Source organism: Ancylobacter sp. (assembly GCF_965249975.1).
Taxonomy (GTDB): domain Bacteria; phylum Pseudomonadota; class Alphaproteobacteria; order Rhizobiales; family Xanthobacteraceae; genus Ancylobacter.
The window spans coordinates 266,317-285,351 of record NZ_CBDFNE010000018.1 but is presented as its reverse complement, the minus strand read 5'-3'; the positions used below and the strand labels follow the sequence as shown (position 1 = coordinate 285,351).

At 68.7% G+C, this 19,035-nt stretch carries 16 protein-coding genes; 12 read left to right on the top strand and 4 right to left on the bottom strand.

Annotated features, from left to right (window positions below):
• Positions 1-51: 51 nt before the first annotated feature.
• Complete coding sequence (gene fmdA / locus ACP2AH_RS14270; protein WP_244378434.1) at positions 52-1,278, bottom strand: formamidase; 1,227 nt, start codon at positions 1,276-1,278, stop codon at positions 52-54.
• A 269-nt stretch (positions 1,279-1,547) separates the two neighbouring features.
• Between fmdA and ACP2AH_RS14265 the strand changes: the two genes are divergently transcribed.
• A complete protein-coding gene (locus ACP2AH_RS14265) occupies positions 1,548-2,267 on the top strand; it encodes a winged helix-turn-helix domain-containing protein (RefSeq protein WP_425106410.1) in 720 nt (239 codons plus the stop codon).
• Here ACP2AH_RS14265 and ACP2AH_RS14260 read toward each other — a convergent pair.
• The 3 genes from ACP2AH_RS14260 to ACP2AH_RS14250 form a co-directional block, all read right to left on the bottom strand.
• Positions 2,242-3,405 (bottom strand): response regulator, encoded by a 1,164-nt coding sequence (locus tag ACP2AH_RS14260; protein ID WP_425106409.1) that lies wholly within the window; start codon positions 3,403-3,405, stop codon positions 2,242-2,244. The two genes, ACP2AH_RS14265 and ACP2AH_RS14260, sit on opposite strands and share 26 nt — an antisense overlap.
• Positions 3,395-6,052 (bottom strand): ATP-binding protein, encoded by a 2,658-nt coding sequence (locus ACP2AH_RS14255; RefSeq protein WP_425106408.1) that lies wholly within the window; start codon positions 6,050-6,052, stop codon positions 3,395-3,397. Before ACP2AH_RS14255 ends, ACP2AH_RS14260 begins: the two co-directional genes overlap by 11 nt.
• 90 nt (positions 6,053-6,142) lie before the next feature.
• A complete protein-coding gene (locus tag ACP2AH_RS14250; RefSeq protein WP_425106407.1) occupies positions 6,143-7,093 on the bottom strand; it encodes an amidohydrolase family protein in 951 nt (316 codons plus the stop codon).
• Positions 7,094-7,291: 198 nt separating this feature from the next.
• On the opposite strand from ACP2AH_RS14250, the gene ACP2AH_RS14245 reads away from it, so the two are divergent.
• The 11 genes from ACP2AH_RS14245 (at position 7,292) to apnL (ending at position 19,035) form a co-directional block, all read left to right on the top strand.
• A complete protein-coding gene (locus ACP2AH_RS14245; protein ID WP_425106406.1) occupies positions 7,292-7,678 on the top strand; it encodes an ArsR/SmtB family transcription factor in 387 nt (128 codons plus the stop codon).
• Complete coding sequence (locus tag ACP2AH_RS14240; RefSeq protein WP_425106405.1) at positions 7,671-8,225, top strand: arsenate reductase ArsC; 555 nt, start codon at positions 7,671-7,673, stop codon at positions 8,223-8,225. The genes ACP2AH_RS14245 and ACP2AH_RS14240 overlap by 8 nt, the downstream gene beginning before the upstream one ends.
• Positions 8,226-8,235: 10 nt before the next feature.
• Positions 8,236-8,661: an arsenate reductase (glutaredoxin) gene (gene arsC, locus ACP2AH_RS14235; RefSeq protein ID WP_425106404.1), complete on the top strand. Its 426-nt coding sequence runs from the start codon at positions 8,236-8,238 to the stop codon at positions 8,659-8,661.
• Positions 8,662-8,781: 120 nt separating this feature from the next.
• The gene (arsB, locus tag ACP2AH_RS14230) at positions 8,782-9,861 is read left to right on the top strand and encodes an ACR3 family arsenite efflux transporter (protein WP_425106403.1); all 1,080 of its coding nucleotides are present in this window, start codon (positions 8,782-8,784) and stop codon (positions 9,859-9,861) included.
• Positions 9,862-9,937: 76 nt separating this feature from the next.
• Positions 9,938-10,264, top strand: coding sequence for an ArsR/SmtB family transcription factor (locus tag ACP2AH_RS14225; protein WP_425106402.1), 327 nt, complete (start codon positions 9,938-9,940; stop codon positions 10,262-10,264).
• The gene (locus ACP2AH_RS14220; RefSeq protein WP_425106401.1) at positions 10,261-11,520 is read left to right on the top strand and encodes an MFS transporter; all 1,260 of its coding nucleotides are present in this window, start codon (positions 10,261-10,263) and stop codon (positions 11,518-11,520) included. The genes ACP2AH_RS14225 and ACP2AH_RS14220 overlap by 4 nt, the downstream gene beginning before the upstream one ends.
• A complete protein-coding gene (gene arsH, locus ACP2AH_RS14215; protein ID WP_425106400.1) occupies positions 11,517-12,269 on the top strand; it encodes an arsenical resistance protein ArsH in 753 nt (250 codons plus the stop codon). The genes ACP2AH_RS14220 and arsH overlap by 4 nt, the downstream gene beginning before the upstream one ends.
• A 245-nt stretch (positions 12,270-12,514) precedes the next feature.
• Positions 12,515-13,564 (top strand): ABC transporter substrate-binding protein, encoded by a 1,050-nt coding sequence (locus ACP2AH_RS14210; RefSeq protein ID WP_244378405.1) that lies wholly within the window; start codon positions 12,515-12,517, stop codon positions 13,562-13,564.
• A 40-nt stretch (positions 13,565-13,604) separates the two neighbouring features.
• Positions 13,605-16,145 carry an ATP-binding cassette domain-containing protein gene (locus ACP2AH_RS14205; RefSeq protein WP_425106399.1) on the top strand — a complete coding sequence of 847 codons (2,541 nt, stop codon included), beginning with the start codon at positions 13,605-13,607 and terminating at the stop codon, positions 16,143-16,145.
• Positions 16,142-17,128: an ABC transporter permease gene (locus ACP2AH_RS14200; RefSeq protein ID WP_425106398.1), complete on the top strand. Its 987-nt coding sequence runs from the start codon at positions 16,142-16,144 to the stop codon at positions 17,126-17,128. Before ACP2AH_RS14205 ends, ACP2AH_RS14200 begins: the two co-directional genes overlap by 4 nt.
• Entirely contained in the window at positions 17,125-19,035 is a 1,911-nt protein-coding gene (apnL, locus tag ACP2AH_RS14195) for a D-apionate lactonase (protein ID WP_425106397.1), read from the top strand. Before ACP2AH_RS14200 ends, apnL begins: the two co-directional genes overlap by 4 nt.

Sequence of the window (19,035 nt, the reverse complement as noted above, 5' to 3'; positions counted from 1 at the left end):
TCTCCTCGGCCCCGGCCGGCAGGCCGACCGGGGCGCTCTGTGCCGGAGGGGTCAGCTGGCGCGGGCGACATCGACGCCCGACACCTGCTTTGTGGGCCCGGTGGAGTTGGGGTTGATGTCGAACTCGAAGATCTTGGTCGGGATCGCCACCGTGGCGCAGACATTGGGAATGTCGACGATGCCGGCGATGCGTCCTTCCACCGGCGCGGTGCCGAGGATGGAATAGGCCTGCTCGCCGGAATAGCCGAACTTCTTCAGATATTCGATGGCGTTGAGGCAGGCGCGGCGATAGGCGACATGCGCGTCGAGATAATATTGCTCGCCCGTGTGCTCATCCACCGAGATGCCCTCGAAGATGAGGTAGTCATCGAAATGCGGGTCGATCGGGCTCGGCTTGAAGATCGGGTTCACCACCCCGTATTTCGCCATGCCGCCCTTGATCAGCCCGACGCCGATATCGATCCAGCCCGCCATCTCGATGGCGCCGCAGAAGGTGATCTCGCCATCGCCCTGCGAGAAGTGGATGTCGCCCATGGAAAGGCCGCCGCCCTTCACATAGACCGGGAAGTAGCAGCGCGAGCCGCGCGACAGGTTCTTGATGTCGCAATTGCCGCCATGCTCGCGCGGGGGCACGGTGCGCCAGCCTTCCGCCGCCGCCTTGTCGCGCGCCGCGCCGGTCATCTGGCCCATCAGCGCCGTGTCGGAGAAGGGCAGGCAGGCCAGCGGCGGCACCCGGTTGGGATCGGTGGCGACCAGCGCCGCCTCGCGCCGGTTGGCCTCCGCCAGCAGCTTGTGGTCGGGCAGGCAGCCGATCAGGCCGGGATGGACCAGGCCGGGATAGCGCACCTTCGGGATGTGGCGTGAGGTGGTGTAGATGCCGTGGAAGTCCCAGCAGGACTTCACCGCGTCGGGATAGTGCTCGGTCAGGAAGCCGCCGCCATTATTCTTGTCGAACAGGCCGTTGAAGCCCCATTCCGAGCCCTCGATCGGCCCGATGTCGAGAATGTCGACCACCATCAGGTCGCCCGGCTCGGCGCCCTCGACGCCGAAGGGACCACTGAGATAGTGCACCTTGGTCAGGTTCACGTCGCGCACGTCATTGGCGCTGTCATTGTTGCCGATCTGGCCGCCGGTCCAGTCGTAGCACTCGACGCGGAATTCATCGCCCGGCTTGAAGGTCTCGACCATCGGCAGGTCGGGATGCCAGCGGTTGTGGGTCTTGATCGCCTGGTCTTCCGGCGCCTTGTTGAGATCGATCTTGAAGACGGTCTTGGCCATGAGCTTCCTCCTGTGAGGGTGCCGCGGCGTTGGCGCCGTTCCTGAAGGCGGGCGGCTGGAAAGCCACGCGCCCGCACCCTGCCGCAGCAGGCTAGGAAGCCGATGTAAGCGCTCTTCCCGCGCGGACCCCGCCGAATGTAAATTTTTGTAATCGTCCTGCGGCATGGCTGCGCAGCGCGGGGGCGAGCGGCTAGGATCGCTTCCAAGGCGACGATCTGTCGTCTCGATGCGCGAATGCACGGGGCGGGACGATGAATGAGGCGGTGCGCATGCCGCGCATCCTGATGGTCGATGACGACCGGCGGATGTGCGGTTTCGTGACCAAGTTTCTGACGCGCGAGGGTTTTGCGGCGGAGTTCGCGCTCGACGGCGCCACCATGCGCGACGCGCTCGCCGTCACGCCCTATGATCTCGTCATTCTCGACCTCACCTTTCCGCGTGGTGAGGACGGGCTGACGCTGGCGCGCGGCCTGCGCGCGGGCTGGGACATGCCGCTGCTCATGCTCTCGGCCAAATGCGAGACGGTGGACAAGATCGTCTGCCTGGAAATCGGCGCCGACGACTACCTCACCAAGCCGTTCGAGCCGCGCGAACTGCTCGCCCGCATCCGTGCTCTGCTGCGCCGGGCCCGTGGCCTCGCCCGCCCCGCCACCGCCCCGCCGCCGGAGCGGGCGAACCGCATCGGCTTCGGTGCCTTCCGGCTGGATCTCGACCGTCGCGAACTTACCGGCCCGGACGGGACGCGGGTCGATCTCACCGCGCATGAGTTCCGCCTGCTGGCGGCGCTGGCGGAACGTCCCGGCCGGGTGATGAGCCGCGACCAGATGCTCGATCTGGTGGCGAGCCGGCAATGGGCGCCGTTCGACCGCAGCATCGACGTGATGATCGGCAAGCTGCGGCGCAAGCTGGACGATGGCAGCGGCCGGCAGCTCATCCAGACCGTGCGCGGCGAGGGCTATGTGTTCACGCCGCCGGCAGCACCAGCGTGACGCGGGTGCCGCAACCCGCCGCGCTCTCGATGAGAAGATTGCCGCCGGACTGGCGGGCGAAGCCATAGACGGTGGCGAGGCCGAGCCCGCTGCCGCTTTCCGCCGGCTTGGTGGAAAAGAACGGGTTGAGCGCCTTCTCCAGCACCTCCGGCGTCATGCCGCAGCCCTCGTCCTCCACCGTCACCACGGCATAGGCGCCGGCCGGCATGTCCTCGAGCCGTCCGGGCGCGCCGGCGCCGAGATCGGTGAGCACCACGCCGAGCCGGATGAGGCCGGCGCCGCCCAGCGCGTCGCGGGCATTGATCAGCAGGTTGAGCAGGCTCGCCTCGAACGGGCGCGGGTCCACTTTGGCGGGGCAGGGGGCGGTCGGCCGGCTGAGTTCGAGCGCGATGCCGGGACCGAGCGCCGCGCGGGCGGTGGCGGCGGTGTGCTCGACCGCCTGCGCGAGGTCGATGGTGCGTGGCAGCAGGGTCTGGGCGCGGCCGACCGCGAGCAGCTGCCGGTTGGCGGCGGTGCCCTCCTCGACGGCGGCGAGCGCGTCGGCCACCAGTTCGCGCATCAACGCGCCGTCAGCCTCGCCGCCGCGCGCCAGCTCGTCCCGCAGTAGCTTGAGATTGCCGCCGACCACGGCGAGCAGATTGTTGAAATCATGGGCGATGCCGGCCGAGAGCTGGCCGATCGCCTCCAGCCGGCGGGCGCGGCGCAGCAATTCCTCCGCCTGTTCCCGCTCGCGGGCGAGGCGGTGGCGGTCGAAGCAGCGCGCGAGGATCGCCAGAAGCTCCGCCGGTTCGAACGGCTTGCAGACATAGTCGTAAATGCCGGCCTGCAACGCGCGTATGGCGGTGGGCACCGAGGCATAGGCGGTCACCATCACCGCCAGCAGGTCCGGCCGCGCGCCGATCAGCGCGGTGGCGAGCGCCACCCCGTCCTCATGGCCGAGGCGGATGTCGACCAGCGCCACCGCCGGCCCGTCCGCCAGCGGCCCGGCTAGCGCGGCATGGGCGCCGGCGCCGTCATGCGCGACAGTGATGGCATAGCCTTCCATCTCCAGCAGCAGAGCGAGGCTGGCGGCGAAGTCGTGATCGTCGTCGACGATCAGCACGCGCGACGGCGTGTCGGGGGCGGCCTCAAGCGACATGGCGGCTCTCCCCGGAGGCGGCGGGCAGGCGCAGCTCGACACGGGTGCCGGTGCCCGGCACCGAGTCCACGCGCACCTGCCCGCCATGGCGCTCGGTGATGCGCTGCACCAGCGCGAGGCCGAGTCCGAGGCCGAACGGCTTGGTGCTGAACAGGGGCTCGAACAGCCGCGCCCGCACCTCCGCGCTCATGCCGGCGCCATTATCCGCGACCGTGATCACCACCTGTTCGCCCTCGCGCGCGGTGGCGAGGCGCACCCGGCCCGGCGGCGCGCCGGCGGGGCGCTCCATCACCGCCTGCATGGCGTTCTGCACCAGATTGACCAGCACCTGCCGCAGCCTTTCGCCATCAGCCTCGATCATCCCGCCGCAGCGGAGGTCCAGTTCCAGCGGCACCGGGCCGAGGGCGCGCAGGTCGCCCGCCTGCTCGGCGATCCACGGGTCGAGCGCCAGCGGCACCATGGCGACGTTGGGCCGGCGGGAGAATTCCAGGAGGTCGTCGATGATGCGCACGCAGCGGCGCACATTGCGCTGGATGCGGTCCAGCTCGCCGCGCTCGCGCTCGCCGGTGAGGTTGCCCGCCCGTTGCAGCACCGCGACCGAGGTGGCCAGCGTGCCGAGCGGGTTGCGCAGCTCATGGCTTACCGTGGCGGTCAACTGGCCGAGCGCAGCGAGGCGCTCGCTGCGGGTCAGTTCCTCGCGGGTCTCGTAGAGCTTTTCCAGCGAGCCGACGAGGTTGCGCTCGGCGAGTTCCCGGCTCTCATTGGCGAGCACGATCCACCAGGCGCTGATCGCCAGCAGCGGCAGCAGCGCGAGGAAGATGCGCAGCAGCAGCGCGCCATTGTCGAGATGCGGCACGTCTTCGCCGGGGTCGATCAGCCGGTAGGTGAGCAGGAACAGCGCCCCCGTCACCACCGACAGCGCCACCAGCACGCCCGCCACCTTTAACAGCCGCTGCGGCATGTGCGGGGCGATGCGGCGGGTGAAGCCGTCGCCGAGATAGCGCGAGCGCGAGCTTTCAAGGTCCTGATGCGATTTCTTGCAGGCGTCGTGACAATGCGCGTCGAGGCTGCAGCACAGCGAGCAGATCGGCCGCTCATAGAAGCTGCAATAGGCCATGTCGTCCCGCTCATAGCCATGGTCGCAGATTTCGCAGCGCAGCACCGTCGCGCCCTCGGGGCCGAGCCCCGGATGCACCGGCGGACGGGCGAGATAATAGCGCCCGCGCGTGGCGAAGCCGATCAGCGTCGCGGTCAGAAAGGCGACGAGGAATGAGAAGGGCGCGGCATAGGCCTGCATCAGCGGCCCTAGCACGCCGGTGAAGGCGGTGAGCGAGACCAGCGAGCCCAGCGCCATGCCGCCGCAGCCGACGGGGTTGAAATCGTGCAGATGCGCGCGCTTGAACTCGATGAAGCCCGGGCTGACCTTGAGCGGCTTCAGCACCAGGAGATCGGCGACGATCGCCCCGACCCAGGCCATGGCGATGTTGGAATAGACGGCGAGCACCACTTCCAGCGTGTCGAAGATGCCGAGCAGCATCAACAGCAGCGAGATGAGGATGTTGAACACCAGCCACACCACCCGGCCGGGGTGATAATGCGTCACCCGCGAGAAGAAGTTCGACCAGGCAAGCGAGCCGGCATAGGCATTGGTGACGTTGATCTTGATCTGTGAGATCAGCACGAAGAAGGTGGCGCAGAATAACACGAGCGCCGGGTTCTCGAACACGTGGCCATAGGCCACGATATACATGTGGATCGGCTCCAGCGCCGCCGGGCGCGGCAGGCCGCTGCCGAGCACCAGCACCGCCAGCAGCCCGCCGGCGAGGATTTTCAGCCCGCCAATCACGATCCAGCCCGGCCCGGCGGCGATGACCGCGCTCCACCAGCGAATCCGGTTCGCGCTCGTCTTCTCGGAGAGGAAGCGCAGATAATCCGCCTGCTCGCCGATCTGCACCACGAGCGAGCACATCAGGCTGACCGCCGCGCCGAAGGCGAGCACGTCGAAGCCGCGCGAGCCGGTCTCCAGACCGGCGAAACTCACCCATTCGGCGATCTCGTCCGGCGCCTTCACCGCGATCATCACGAAAGGCAGGATCATCATCGCCAGCCACAGCGGCTGCGTCACCATCTGCAGCCGCGAGATCATGGTGATGCCCATGAGGGTGAGCGGGATGATGACCAGCGAGGAGACGATATAGCCCAGCACCAGCGGCACATCGGCATAGATCTTCAGCGCCTGCGCCATGATCGCGCCTTCCAGCGCGAAGAAGATGAAGGTGAAGCTGGCATAGATCAGCGAGGTGATGGTGGAGCCGATATAGCCGAAGCCGGCGCCACGGGTCAGAAGATCGAGATCGATGCCGTATTTGCTGGAATAATACCCGATCGGCAGGCTGGTGACGAAGATGAACAGCGACACCGCGAGAATCGCCAGCCCGGCATTCAGGAAGCCATAGCTCAGCGTGATCGAGGCGCCGATGGTCTCCAGCGCCAGGAACGAAATGCCGCCGAGCGCCGTGTTGGCGATGACGAAGGGCGACCAGCGCCGGAAGGAACGCGCGGTATAGCGCAGCGAATAGTCTTCAAGCGTCTCGTTGGCGATCCAGGAATGGTAGGAGCGCAGGGCGGGCAGTTCAGGCGTTTCCACGGGCTTGGCACCTTGTTTTGGCGCAGGCTAGTGGATCGGCGGGGGAGGGGCCAGACTTTCGTCGAAGCCGCCGCGTGGCCGGCGCGCCTTCTAGAGGCCGAGCAGCCGCTCGGCATTGCCGTGGCAGACCTTGGCGCGCACCTCCTCGGCGATCGGGGCGGTGTCGATGAAGGTGGCGGCGACGTCGGGATCCTCATAGGGATAATCGACCGAGAACATCACATTGTCCTCGCCCAGCGCCTCAAGCGTGGCGGCAAGCGCTACCGGATCGCACACGCCCGAGGTGGTCACCTTGATGCTGCGGCGGATAATGGCCGAGGGCAGCGCTTCCGGCGGCAGCGTCTCGCCGAGGTCGAACTGCCGCCGGCTGTCGAGACGCCAGAGCAGGAAGGGCAGCGTCTCGCCCATATGGCCGAGAATGATCCGCACGCCGGGAAAGCGGGTGAGCGTGCCGCCGAGGACCAGCCGCAGCGCATGGGCGGCGGTTTCCGCCGTCCAGGCCCAGACCGGGCCGCCGATTTCCGGCCGGTGCGCGAACATGGCGGGCTGGTCGGCCATGGCGCCGGGATGCAGATAGACCGGCACGCCGAGTTCCTCGACACGTTCCCAAAAGGGGAGGTAGCGTTCCTCGTCGAGATAATGCCCGTTGGTCTGGCCATTGATCAGCGCACCGCAAAAGCCGAGGTCGCGCACCGCCCGTTCAAGTTCCCCCGCCGCCGCCTCGGCGTCCTGCAAGGCGAGATGGGCGAAGCCGGCATAGCGGTCGGGCCGCTTGCTCACCTCGCGGGCGAGGAAATCATTGGCGTTGCGGGCAAGCCGTATCGCCTCCATGGTGTCACGCAGACCCTGCACCCCCGGCGTGGTGACGGAAAGCACCATGCGCGCGATGCCGGTGCGGTCCATCATCTCGAGCCGCAACGCGTCGAAATCGGCCAGACGCCGCTCGACATCGGCAAACAGCGCGTCGCTCTGCGTCGGCCGCGCCACATGGGCGGCGAGTTCGGGCGTGGTGAAGTGCTCTTCAAGCGCGATCTTGCGCATGGGTCGGCTCCTGCGATCACGGCGTCGGAACGGGGCATGCCACGGTGGGCGAGGTGGCGATCCTCGTTTCGCAGGCGAGCCTAACCGCCTTTGATCTCCGCGTCGCGACGGTTTGCGTCCCACAGGAGAGCGGCGCCGGGCTTTGGTTCACGCGAAGCGGGCCTTGTCTCTCTTCCACATGTCCGCTATCGTCGACATATGGACACCGATAACGCCCTTGCCGCCTTCGCCGCGCTCGCCCAGCCCACCCGGCTGGACGTGTTCCGCCTGCTCGTCGCCCATGAGCCGGAAGGCATGCCGGCGGGCGAGGTGGCGCGCCGGCTCGACGTGCCGCACAACACGCTCTCCACCCATCTCGGCATTCTCGCCCGGGCGGGGCTGATCGAGGCCGAGCGGCAGAGCCGGCTCATCATCTACCGCGCCCGGCTCGACGCGGTGCGCGAGCTCGCTTCCTTCATTCTCAAGGATTGCTGCGGCGGCAAGCCCGATATCTGCGCCCCGCTGATCGCCGATCTGCAGCCCTGCTGTCCCGCCGCGGGACAGAGCACAGACACACCTGCCGCCAAGGAGGCGCGCCATGTCTGAAACCACGCCGTCTGACCACGCGTCCGCCCATATCTACAACGTGCTGTTTCTCTGCACCGGCAATTCCGCCCGCTCGATCCTGGCGGAATCCATCCTCGCCAAGGATGGCCACGGCCGTTTCCGCGCCTTCTCCGCCGGCAGCCAGCCCAAGGGCGAGGTGAACCCGCTGGCTATCGCGACGCTGCGCAGCCTCGACTACCCCACGGACGGCCTGCGCTCCAAGAGCTGGGGCGAATTCGCCGCGCCCGACGCGCCGGTCATGGATTTCGTCTTCACCGTCTGCGACGGCGCGGCGGGCGAAACCTGCCCGGTCTGGCCGGGCCAGCCGATGACCGCCCATTGGGGCATCGAGGACCCCGCCGCCGTCGTGGGCACCGAGATCGAGAAGGAAGCCGCCTTCGCCCGCACTTTCCGCTATCTCAAGAACCGCATCGCCACCTTCGCCGCCCTGCCGATCCGCAGCCTCGACACCATGACGCTCGGGGCGAAGTTGCACGAGATCGGCCGCAGCGAGGGGGCGACCCAGCCCCGGCGCGACGTGGCGTGAGGAGAAGGTCATGAGCGCCGTCACCATCTACCACAACCCCGCCTGCGGCACCTCGCGCAACGTGCTGGGGTTGATCCGCAATGCCGGCCTTGAGCCTGTCGTGATCGAATATCTCAAGACCCCGCCGAGCCGCGAGGAACTCGTCTCGCTCATCGCCCGTATGGGGATCCGCGTGCGCGACCTCCTCCGCGAGAAGGGCACGCCCTATGCCGAACTCGGGCTCGGCGACCCCACGCTCGGCGATGACGCCCTTCTCGACGCGATGATGGCGCACCCGATCCTCATCAACCGCCCCATCGTCGTCACCCCGCGCGGCGTGAAGCTGTGCCGGCCTTCCGAGGCGGTGCTCGATCTGCTCGACGCCCCGCAGCGCGGCGAATTCCGCAAGGAAGACGGCGAGCTGGTCATCGACGCCGACGGCCACCGCGCCGCCTAGAGCACTTCCCCGATTCCTTGAATCGGGGAAGTGCTCTAGGCTATTGAATCCACGCATTTTCTTGACGCGAACCGGTATCCACTTCGCTCGAAAACGCTCTGAACGAGAACCGGAAACCCCATGTCCCAGACACTGGCGCTCACGCCCAGGCCGGCCGCGCGGCTGTCCTTCCTCGACCGCTACCTCACCGTGTGGATCTTCGCGGCGATGGCGCTCGGCGTCGTCCTCGGCACTTTGTTCACCGGCCTGCCGGAGGCGCTGAACACGCTCTCGGTCGGTTCCACCAACATCCCGATCGCCATCGGGCTGATCCTGATGATGTACCCGCCGCTCGCCAAGGTGCGCTATGAGGAACTGCATCTTGTCTTTGCCGACAAGCGGGTGCTGGTGCTTTCGCTGGTACAGAACTGGTTGATCGGCCCGGCGCTGATGTTCGCGCTGGCGGTGATTTTCCTGCGTGATTACCCGGAATACATGACCGGGCTGATCCTCATCGGCCTCGCTCGCTGCATCGCCATGGTGCTGGTGTGGAACCAACTCGCCTGCGGCGACAACCAGTATGTCGCGGGGCTGGTGGCGTTCAACTCGATCTTCCAGATCCTGTTCTTCTCCACCTATGCCTGGCTGTTTCTCACCGTGCTGCCGCCTCTGTTCGGGCTGGAGGGCAGCGTGGTGGATGTCAGCTTCTGGACCATCACCGAGGCGGTGCTGATCTATCTCGGCATCCCGTTCCTGGCCGGCTTCCTCACCCGCCGCATCCTGATCGCGCGCAAGGGACCGGACTGGTACGCCAATGTGTTCCTGCCGAAGATCAGCCCGATCACGCTGGGCGCGCTCCTGTTCACCATCGTTGCCATGTTCAGCCTGAAGGGCGGCGATCTCGTGCGCCTGCCGATGGACGCGGTGATCATCGCCATTCCGCTGACGATCTATTTCGTCGTGCAGTTCCTCATCAGCTTCGCCATGGGCCGGCTGATCGAGGCGGATTATCCGCGTACAACCGCCATCGCCTTCACCGCTGCGGGGAATAATTTCGAGCTCGCCATCGCGGTCGCCATCGCCGCCTTCGGCCTCGCCTCGCCGGTGGCCTTCGCCGCCGTCATCGGCCCGCTGGTCGAGGTGCCGGTGTTGATCCTGCTGGTACATGTCGCGCTGCGGCTCGGCAAAAAGTGGTTTCCACGCACAGCGCCCCATGCCTGAGAGGCGTCGGCTGATATTTCGGCAGCTGTCGAAATAGCGCTTGACCGCCGATAGCGCCATTGCCTAACTTATTTCCATGAATCTCGAAAAAGCCGCGCGCCAACTGGAATCCCTCGGCAATCCGACCCGATTGCAGATCTACCGCACGCTGGTGCGGGCGGGTCATGCCGGCCTGCCGGTCGGCGGCCTGCAGGAGCGGATCGGCATCGCCGCCTCGACGCTGTCGCATCATCTCAAGCGGCTCGTCGAGACCGGGCTGGTGACGCAGGAGCGGCAGGCGACGACCCTCATCTGCCGGGCGCATTACCCGGCGATGGATGCGCTGATCGGCTATCTCGCCGATGAATGCTGCGCCGATGCGGCCTGTGCCGCCACGCCGGCCGAAGACTCGGTCGCCTCGTGAGCGGCAATGTCCTCGCCCCGCCGCTCAGCGAGCATCGCCCGCCCGGCGCGCGCAGCCTGTTCGTCACCGGGCTCGGCATCGGCCAGGTCTGTTCCTGGGGCTCGCTCTATTACAGCTTCCCGCTGATCGCCGAGGCGATGGGCCATGAGCTTGGCTGGTCGAAAAGCGCGCTTTATGGCGCGGCGACGCTGGGGCTCGCCTTGGCGGGGTTGGCGGCCTATCCCATCGGCGCCGCCATCGACCGCGGCCATGGCCGCGCGATCATGACCATCGGCTCGGTGCTGGCCGGGCTGCTGCTGGTGCTATGGTCGCAGGTCGAGAGCCTCGCGCTGTTCTATGTCGCGGTGGCCGGCATCGGCGCGCTGCAGGCGGCGACGCTGTATGATCCCGCCTTCGCCGTCATCGCCCGCCGCTCCGGCCCCGCCCATGCGCGTACCGGCATCACCGCGCTCACTTTGTGGGGCGGCTTCGCCTCCACCGTGTTCATCCCTCTGGTGCAGCTTCTGCTCGACACGGTCGGCTGGCGCGACGCGCTCCTGGTGCTGGCGGCGATTAACATCCTCGTCTGCGCCGGCTGCTACTGGTCGGTGATCGACCCGGACGCCGACGCGCCGCAGCGTTCCGCCGCCAGCGGCCGGCCGGCGCTGAGCGGGCGGGCGGCCGTGGCCTGGGCGGCGCGCCAGCCGGTGTTCTGGGCGCTGGCGGTGGCTTTCACCGCCTATTCCGCCGCCTTCTCGGCCTTCACCTTCCACCTCTACCCGCTGCTGGTGGAGAAGGGGTTCGAAGTCTCCGCCGTGGTCGCGGCCATGACATTGATCGGCCCGGCGCAGGTGGCGGGGCGCATCGCCATCTGGGTGTTCGCGCCGCGCGCGCCGGTGCGGGTCATCGGCTCGCTCACCGTGGCGGTGTTCCCGCTGGCGCTGGTGGCGCTCGACGTGCTGCCGCCGAGCTTCCTATTGATCGCCCTTGTCGCCCTTTTCTATGGCGCGGCCAACGGCATCACCACCATTGTGCGCGGGCTCTCCGTGCCGGAAATGCTGACGCGGGAGGCCTATGGCGCCGTGAACGGGGCGATGTCGGCGCCGAGCACCGTGTCGCGCGCTGTGGCGCCGCTCGCCGGAGCCCTGATCTGGTCGGCCTCGGGCTCCTATGATGCGGTGCTGGCGTGCATCATCCTCATGACGGTCATCGTGGCCGTCGGCTTCTGGCTCGCCGCCTTCCTGTCGCGCCGCGCATCATCCGAGGTTGCCCGATGACAAGTGACGACTTCACCGAGGCGCTGGACCTCGCCCATTTCGACCGGCCGGACGCCGACAAGCTGGCGCCGGCCGCGCCGATGACGCATCCCCCGCGCATCCTGCTGCTCTACGGCTCGCTGCGCGGGCGGTCCTATAGCCGGCTCTTGGTCGAGGAGGCCGCGCGCCTCCTCACCGCCATGGGCGCTGAAACCCGCATCTTCGATCCCAGCGGCCTGCCGCTGCCGGACTCGGTGCCGGCCGACCACCCCAAGGTCGTGGAATTGCGCAGCCTGTCGGAATGGTCGGAAGGGCAGGTCTGGTGCAGCCCGGAGCGGCACGGCACGATCACCGGCGTGTTCAAATGCCAGATCGACTGGCTGCCGCTGGAATATCGCGGCATCCGCCCCACCCAGGGGCGCACGCTGGCGGTGATGCAGGTCTCCGGCGGCTCGCAATCCTTCAATGCGGTGAACACGCTGCGCGTGCTCGGCCGCTGGATGCGGATGGTCACCATCCCCAACCAGTCCTCGGTCGCCAAGGCGTTCGAGGAATTCGACGCGGCCGGGCGGATGAAGCCCTCGGCCTATTACGACCGCGTGGTCGACGTGATGGAGGAACTGATGAAGTTCACCCTGCTCACCCGCGAGCGCCGGGACTATTTCACCAGCCGCTACAGCGAGCGGCGCGAGGCGGCGGTGAAGGCGGCCATGACCGCCGAGGCGGATCTCGCCAGCCTCGCCATGACGGGAACCTCCCCGTCGCGCTGAACGGGCGCTTCCCCGCGCCTCTTCCGCACCATCCTGCCCCGCCGTCCCGCAACCGGTGGCGACGCAGGCGCAGGGCCGCGCCCCTACCATCCGCTTGCCGCGCGGGGGCCAGGGGCCGTCCGCCGTGCCGATGGGCTTGCGCAACTGGTATAATGAGATAATGTTGCTACCATCGAGCGGCCGATGATCGCCGATGCCTGGGAATCCATCAAGAGCCTCACCAATGGGGCCAATGGGAGGAAATGATGCGCCTGAAAACCCTTTCGCGCGCCTGCGCCACCGCCTGCGCGGCCCTCGCCTTCGCCGCCGCCGGCGCCCTGCCGGCCTCCGCCACGCCGGACAAGCCGGTGATCGCGCTGGCCAATGCCTATTTCGGCAATAGCTGGCGGCACCAGATGGTCGACGCCTTCAAGGAAGCGGCCGAGAAGGCCAAGGCCGAGGGCAAGATCGCCGACTACATCATCCTGAACGGCGACGGCACCGTCGCCCAGCAGAACAGCCAGATCGCCGAGCTGATCCTCAAGAAGGTCGACGCCATCGCCGTCGACGCCGCCTCCGAGACGGCGGTAAACGGCATCATCGAGAAGGCGTGCAAGGCCGGCATCAAGGTGGTGTCGTTCGATTCCGTCGCCTCCGCCCCGTGCAACTGGCAGCTCAATTTCGACTTCAAGGGCTACAAGCGCGACCAGGCCGAATGGGTGCTGAAGAAGATCGGCGGCAAGGGCAATGTCATCGTCGTGCGCGGCGTGAAGGGCTCGGCGCCGGATGCCGATATGTATGGCGCGCAGGAAGCGGTGCTGAAGAACTATCCGGATGTGAAGGTGGTCGCCACCGTCTATGGCCAGGCCACCGCCTCGGTCGCCCAGTCGGCCGTGGCCAACGCGCTGCCCAGCCTGCCGCAGGTCGACGCGGTGCTGGCGCAGGGCGGCTCGGACGACACCGGCATCGCCCAGGCCTTCGACCAGTATGGCGGCGCCTATGCGAACAAGATGCCGGTCATCGAGGGCGGCGGCTCGTCCAACTTCATCCAGTGGTGGGCGAAGCAGAAGCAGGCCAACGGCTATTCCACCATCTCGATGAACACCACGCCCGGCATTGGCGGCGCCGCCTTCTGGCTCGCCTATGAATTGGTCAAGGGCGCGAATCCGCCCAAGCTGATGATCATGCCGGTCGCCACCGTGACCGATGAGAACCTCAAGGACTATGCGGGGCTGCCCGCAGGCGTCATCGTCAGCCCGTCCTATTCCCAGCAATGGGTCCAGGACAATCTGATCAAGGCCAAGGCGGGCAACTGACCCGCTGACCGCCCGTCCCTGAAGCCGACCACGGACACGCATGATGACGGCAGCTTTCTCTGCCGCGCAGGACGCACCGGCACGCGTGGCCGGTGCGTCGGCGCCGCCTCGTCACACTCCCTCTGCGGCCGGGCCGCACGCGTTCGGCGAGGCCGACGGCGCCGCGCCGGCGCCGGTCGTGCGCCTGTCCGGCATCTCCAAGGCGTTTGGTCCGACCCGGGCCAATGACGCGGTGGATCTCGTCGTCGGCGCCGGCGAGGTGCTTGGCCTTGTCGGCGGCAATGGCGCCGGCAAGTCGACGCTGATGCGCATTTTGTGCGGCGTCACCCGCGCCGATGCCGGCCGCATCACGCTGCGCGGCGTCGACATCGCCACCGATCTCTACGACACCGTGCTGGCGCAGGCCGGCGGCATCCGCATCGTGCATCAGGAATTGTCGCTGTGCGACAATCTCTCGGTGGCGGAGAACTTCTTTCTGGAAGCGCCGGAGGCGGCGCGGGCGCTGCCCGGCTGGCGCCGGACCTACCGCGCCCGGGCGCGGGCGGCGCTGGACGAGGTGTTTCCCGATCACGGCATTTCGGTCGATGCCCGCGTCGCCCATCTCGCCATAGGCCAGCGCCAGATGGTGGAGATCGCCCGCGCCGTCGCCACGCCGCAGGTGCGCCTTGTCATCCTCGACGAGCCGACTTCCTCGCTGGGCCTGGAACGCAGCCGGCAGCTGCGCGCCTATATCAAGACCCGCACCGCGCAGGGGCTCGCCTTCATCTTCATCAGCCACAAGCTGCAGGAGGTGGTCGACATCGCCCACCGCGTTCTGGTGCTGCGCAATGGCCGCTCCGTCTGGTGCGGGCCGGCGGTGGAGGCGAGCGTCGAGGCGCTGGTGCGGGCGATGGGCGGGGCGAGCGAGAGCGAGATGCGCTCCCGCCGCGCCGGCCGCCCCGTCATCGGGGCGGAAGCGCCCGAACAGGTGCGCCTGTCCGGCCCGCTCGTCGCGGCCCTGGGGCGCGACGTGGTGCTGCGTGCCGGCGAGGTCGTCGGTCTCGCCGGGCTGGAAGGCTCCGGCCAGCGCGACCTGCTGCACCGTCTTCACCGAAGGCCGGGCGCCGGTATCGTGCCCAAGGGCAATGCCAGCTTCGTCTCCGGCGACCGGCAGAAGGAGGGCGTGTTTCCGCTGTGGAGCGTGCTCTCCAACATCGCGCTCGGCCGGCTGGAAGGCCGGGCGCCGTTCGGTCTGGTGCAGGAGGCGCGGGAACGCGAAGCCGCCCGTGCCGCGGCCGAGAAGCTGAAGCTCGATCCCGCCCGTTTCGATTCCCCCATTCTCGACCTCTCGGGCGGCAACCAGCAGAAGGCGCTCGTCGCCCGGGCGCTGGTGGGCGACGCCGGCACGATCCTGTTCGACGATCCCACGCGCGGCGTCGATGTCGGGGCGAAGGAGGATTTCTACGCGCTGATCGGCACGGTGGCGCGGGCGGGACGGCTCGTCATCTGGCATTCGACGGAAGACATCGAATTCCTGGAATGCGACCGCGTTCTGGTGTTCGCCGGCGGCCGCATCGTGCGCGAGCTGGTGGGGGCGGAGATCACCGAGCAGGCGATCGTCGACGCCTCCTTTGCCGGCGGCGGAACGAGCGAGCGCGATGCAACCGCCGGCGCGCGCGGGCTCGCCGACCGGCTGGTCGATCTGGCCCCCTTCGCCAGCCTCGCCGCCGTCTTCGCGCTCATGGCCTGGGTGAACCCGCTCACCGTCTCGCTGTTCGGCCTCGAACTGCTGCTCGGGCCGGCGCTGGCGCTGGTGCTGGTGGCGCTGGCGCAAATGTTCGTCGTCGGCGGCAGCGAGATCGACCTTGGCGTCGGCGCCTTCGCCGGGTTGGTCAATGTGCTGAGCGCCACGCTGCTGCTCGACACGCCCTGGCTCGGTGCGCTCGCGCTCGTCGCCTGCGTCCTCGCCTATGGGCTGATCGGGGCGACGATCCAGCTGCGGCGTATTCCCGCCATCGTGGTCACGCTCGGCGCCTCCTTCATCTGGATCGGCGTCGGCTACACGCTGCAGCCGACGCCGGGCGGCGCGTCGCCGGAATGGCTGTCGGCCGCCTTCGCCTGGACGCTGTTCGACGTGCCCGCAAGCCTCGTGCTCATCGGCGTGGCGGCGCTCGTCGCTCTCGCCATCGACCGTTCGCCGCTCGGCGTGGTGCTGCGCGGCTTCGGCAACAACGCGCCGGCGATGACGCTGGGCGGTTGGTCGCCGCTGCGCTACGCCGTCCTGCGCTACATGCTGGCGAGCCTGTTCGCGCTGGCGGCGGGGCTCTCGCTCACCGCCATCAACACCGCCAGCGACATCAATGCCGGCGGGCCGTTCACCCTCATCAGCGTCGCCGCCGTCGTCATGGGCGGCTGCGCGCTGATCGGCGGGCTGGTCTCGCCGCTCGGCGTGGTGGCGGGGGCGCTTACCCTCGCGCTGGTCGGGGCACTGCTCGGGGCGCTCGGCGTTTCCACCGACTACAATGCCGCCGTGCAGGGCTGCCTGCTTCTGTCCATGCTGGCGCTGCGCGCGCTTGCCGATCGCCGGGAGGCCCGCCGATGACCGCCCTGATCGAACGGCTGGAGCGCCACCGCTGGATCTGGTCCGCCCTCGGCGTGCTGCTGCTCTGGGCGGTTCTGTCGATCACCACCGGACGTTTCAGCCTGCATTCGCTCTCCGGCGTGGCGGTGTCCGCCAGCTTCCTCACCCTCGTCGCTCTGGGGCAGATGCTGGTCGTCACCACCGGGCGGGGCAATATCGACCTGTCGATCGCCAGCGTGCTGACGCTGAGCGCCTATGCCAGCATCGTGGTGGCGGCCGGTTCGGATGCGCGCCTGCCGCTGGCGCTGGCGGCGGTGCTCGGCATCGGCCTGGTGACCGGGCTCGCCAATGCGCTGCTGGTCGTCGTGCTGCGCATCCCCGCCATCATCGCCACCCTGGCGACCGGCTATATCCTCGCCACCGCGACGCTGATCGCCAATCGCTGGGCGGCGGGCTTCTCCATGAGCCCCTTCCTCAAGACGCTGGCCGCCGGCCGGGTCGAGGGCGTGCCGCTGATGCTGGTCATCGCGCTTGTCGCCGTGGCGCTCGCCGGCCTGCTGCTCGGGCGCACCGTCTATGGGCGCCGGCTCTCCGCCGTCGGGCAGAACGAGCGGGCGGCGGCGCTGGCCGGCATCCGCACCGGCCGCGTCGTCGCCGGCGCCTTCCTCGCCTCCGCCCTGCTGGCGGCGCTGACGGGAATGCTGCTCGGCGCCTATGTCGGCGGCGCCTTTCTGGAGATGGGCCAGCCCTATCTGCTGCAGTCGCTGGGGGCGGTGGTGCTCGGTGGTTCGCTGATCTTCGGCGGGTCCTCCACCGCGCTCGGCACGCTGTGCGGCAGCTTCCTGCTTATCCTCATCGTCACCACCATGCAGATCGCCGGCCTGCCGGCGGGCACGCAGGACATCGTGCAGGGCCTCGTCGTCATCGCCGTGCTGGCGCTGGCGGGCGGGCGGGCGGTGCGCCGGCGCCGCGCCGCTCCCAGGCCGGAGGGCGTCACGCCATGACCGCCGGCATTTCTCCCGAGGCCCTTCGGCTGGCGCTGTTCGGGACCCCGGAGCCGGAGCCGGAGGTGCGCCGGCTCAAGGCCGGTCCACTGAGCGCGGAGCTGATCGAGGGCAATCTGCGCAACATCCGCTTTCACGGCGTCGAGGTGCTGCGGGCGATCTCCTTCGTGGTGCGCGACAAGGACTGGGGCACCTATGCGCCCACGCTGCACGATCTCACGGTCGAGGAAGGGGAGGGGCGCTTTGCGGTTCGCTACCGCGCCGACTGTGTCGGTCCGGGCGGGGAGCGGCTGGTCTATAAGGGCCGCATCGAGGGCCGCCCGACCTGCCTCGTCTTCGAGGGCGAGGCGGTGCCGGAAGGCGACTTCCTCACCAATCGCTGCGGCTTCACCGTTCTTCACCCCATCGTCGGGCTCGCCGGCACCGAGGTCGAGGTGGAGCATGTCGATGGCCGCCGGGTGGTGGCCCGCCTGCCGGAGCTGATCGACCCGGCGCAGCCCTTCAAGGACATGCGGGCGATCAGCCACGCCGTTGCGCCGGGGGTGCGGGCGACCTGCCGGATGGAGGGCGACGCGTTCGAGATGGAGGACCAGCGCAACTGGTCGGACGCTTCCTACAAGACCTATGTCCGCCCGCTGGCCTTGCCCTGGCCCTATGTGCTGCCGGCCGGCGCGCCGGGGCGCCAGCGCGTGACGCTGGACATCGCGGCGGAAGGCGCCGTCGCGCCGACCCCGCGCGACGACGCGCCGGTGGTGCTCACGCCAGGCGCGACGCGCGGGCGGCTGCCGCTTTTCGGGCTGGTGATCGCCCCCGATCAGGCCGCCGCGACGTGCGACGCCACCGACGAACTGGCCGCGCTCGCCCCGCAAGAACTGCTGTTCCATTTCGACCCGACGGCCGGCCACGGCCCGGCTGAACTCGCCGCTTTCGCCCGTCTGGCGGGGCAGGGCGGGGCCAGCGTGCTGGAATATGTCGTCCCCTGCGCGCGCCCGCTCATTGAGGAGTTTTCCGACCTCGCCCGGCAGGTGGCAGCGGCCGGGCTGCGGCTGGATGCACTCGCCGTCAGCCCCGCGGTCGACCGGCGCTCCACCCCGCCCGGCAGCGTCTGGCCGCGCTGTCCGCCGCTGGAAGAGGTCTATGAAGCTGCCCGCCGCGCTTTCCCGGCCCTGCGGCTCGGCGGCGGCATGTTCAGCTATTTCACCGAGCTGAATCGCAAGCGCCCGCCGGTGGCGCTGCTGGACTATGTCACCCACTGCACCTGTCCCATCGTGCACGATGCCGACGACCGCGCGGTGATGCAGTCGCTGGAGGCGCTGCCCTTCATCCTGCGCTCGGCGCGGGCGTTCATCGGCGCGGACATGCCGTACCGCATCGGGCCTTCCACCATCGGCATGCGGCACAATCCCTATGGCGCGCGGGTGATGCCCAATCCCGAGCGCCGGCGGATGCCGATGGCGGAGCGCGATCCCCGGCAGGACGGGCTGTTCGCCGCCGCCTATCTGGTCGGCATGGCCGCGCGCCTCGCGGAAGCGGGGGTGGAGAGTTTCACCGGCGCGGCCCTCACCGGCCCGTTCGGCCTGCTGGCCGAGGACGCGCCGGCCCGCCGCCGTCCCGTGTTCCACACGGCGCGCTGGCTGGCGGCGCTCGGCGGTGCGCCGGCGATTTCCGTGGCCTCGGCCGATCCGGCACGTGTGCTGGCATTGGCTGGCGCCACCCCCGCCGGCGACCGTGTGCTGCTGGCCGCGAATCTGACGCCGCAGGAACAGTCCGTGACGCTGCCCTTCCCCGGCCGCGCGCAATTGCTCGACGTGGCGGCGGTGCTCGGCGGCGCCGGCCCGCGCCCGGTTGAGGCTGGGGCCGGGTCGCTCCTTCTCCCGGCCTATGCGGTGCTGCGGCTGGAAGGGTGA

Excerpts from the sequence above, each read along its gene's own strand:
- fmdA (WP_244378434.1), bottom strand. The coding sequence starts at position 1,278 with ATGGCCAAGACCGTCTTCAAGATCGATCTCAACAAGGCGCCGGAAGAC.
- ACP2AH_RS14265 (WP_425106410.1), top strand. The coding sequence starts at position 1,548 with ATGCCGCGCATCCTGATGGTCGATGACGACCGGCGGATGTGCGGTTTC.
- ACP2AH_RS14260 (WP_425106409.1), bottom strand. The coding sequence starts at position 3,405 with ATGTCGCTTGAGGCCGCCCCCGACACGCCGTCGCGCGTGCTGATCGTC.
- ACP2AH_RS14250 (WP_425106407.1), bottom strand. The coding sequence starts at position 7,093 with ATGCGCAAGATCGCGCTTGAAGAGCACTTCACCACGCCCGAACTCGCC.
- ACP2AH_RS14245 (WP_425106406.1), top strand. The coding sequence starts at position 7,292 with ATGGACACCGATAACGCCCTTGCCGCCTTCGCCGCGCTCGCCCAGCCC.
- ACP2AH_RS14240 (WP_425106405.1), top strand. The coding sequence starts at position 7,671 with ATGTCTGAAACCACGCCGTCTGACCACGCGTCCGCCCATATCTACAAC.
- arsC (WP_425106404.1), top strand. The coding sequence starts at position 8,236 with ATGAGCGCCGTCACCATCTACCACAACCCCGCCTGCGGCACCTCGCGC.
- arsB (WP_425106403.1), top strand. The coding sequence starts at position 8,782 with ATGTCCCAGACACTGGCGCTCACGCCCAGGCCGGCCGCGCGGCTGTCC.
- ACP2AH_RS14225 (WP_425106402.1), top strand. The coding sequence starts at position 9,938 with ATGAATCTCGAAAAAGCCGCGCGCCAACTGGAATCCCTCGGCAATCCG.
- arsH (WP_425106400.1), top strand. The coding sequence starts at position 11,517 with ATGACAAGTGACGACTTCACCGAGGCGCTGGACCTCGCCCATTTCGAC.
- ACP2AH_RS14210 (WP_244378405.1), top strand. The coding sequence starts at position 12,515 with ATGCGCCTGAAAACCCTTTCGCGCGCCTGCGCCACCGCCTGCGCGGCC.
- ACP2AH_RS14205 (WP_425106399.1), top strand. The coding sequence starts at position 13,605 with ATGATGACGGCAGCTTTCTCTGCCGCGCAGGACGCACCGGCACGCGTG.
- ACP2AH_RS14200 (WP_425106398.1), top strand. The coding sequence starts at position 16,142 with ATGACCGCCCTGATCGAACGGCTGGAGCGCCACCGCTGGATCTGGTCC.
- apnL (WP_425106397.1), top strand. The coding sequence starts at position 17,125 with ATGACCGCCGGCATTTCTCCCGAGGCCCTTCGGCTGGCGCTGTTCGGG.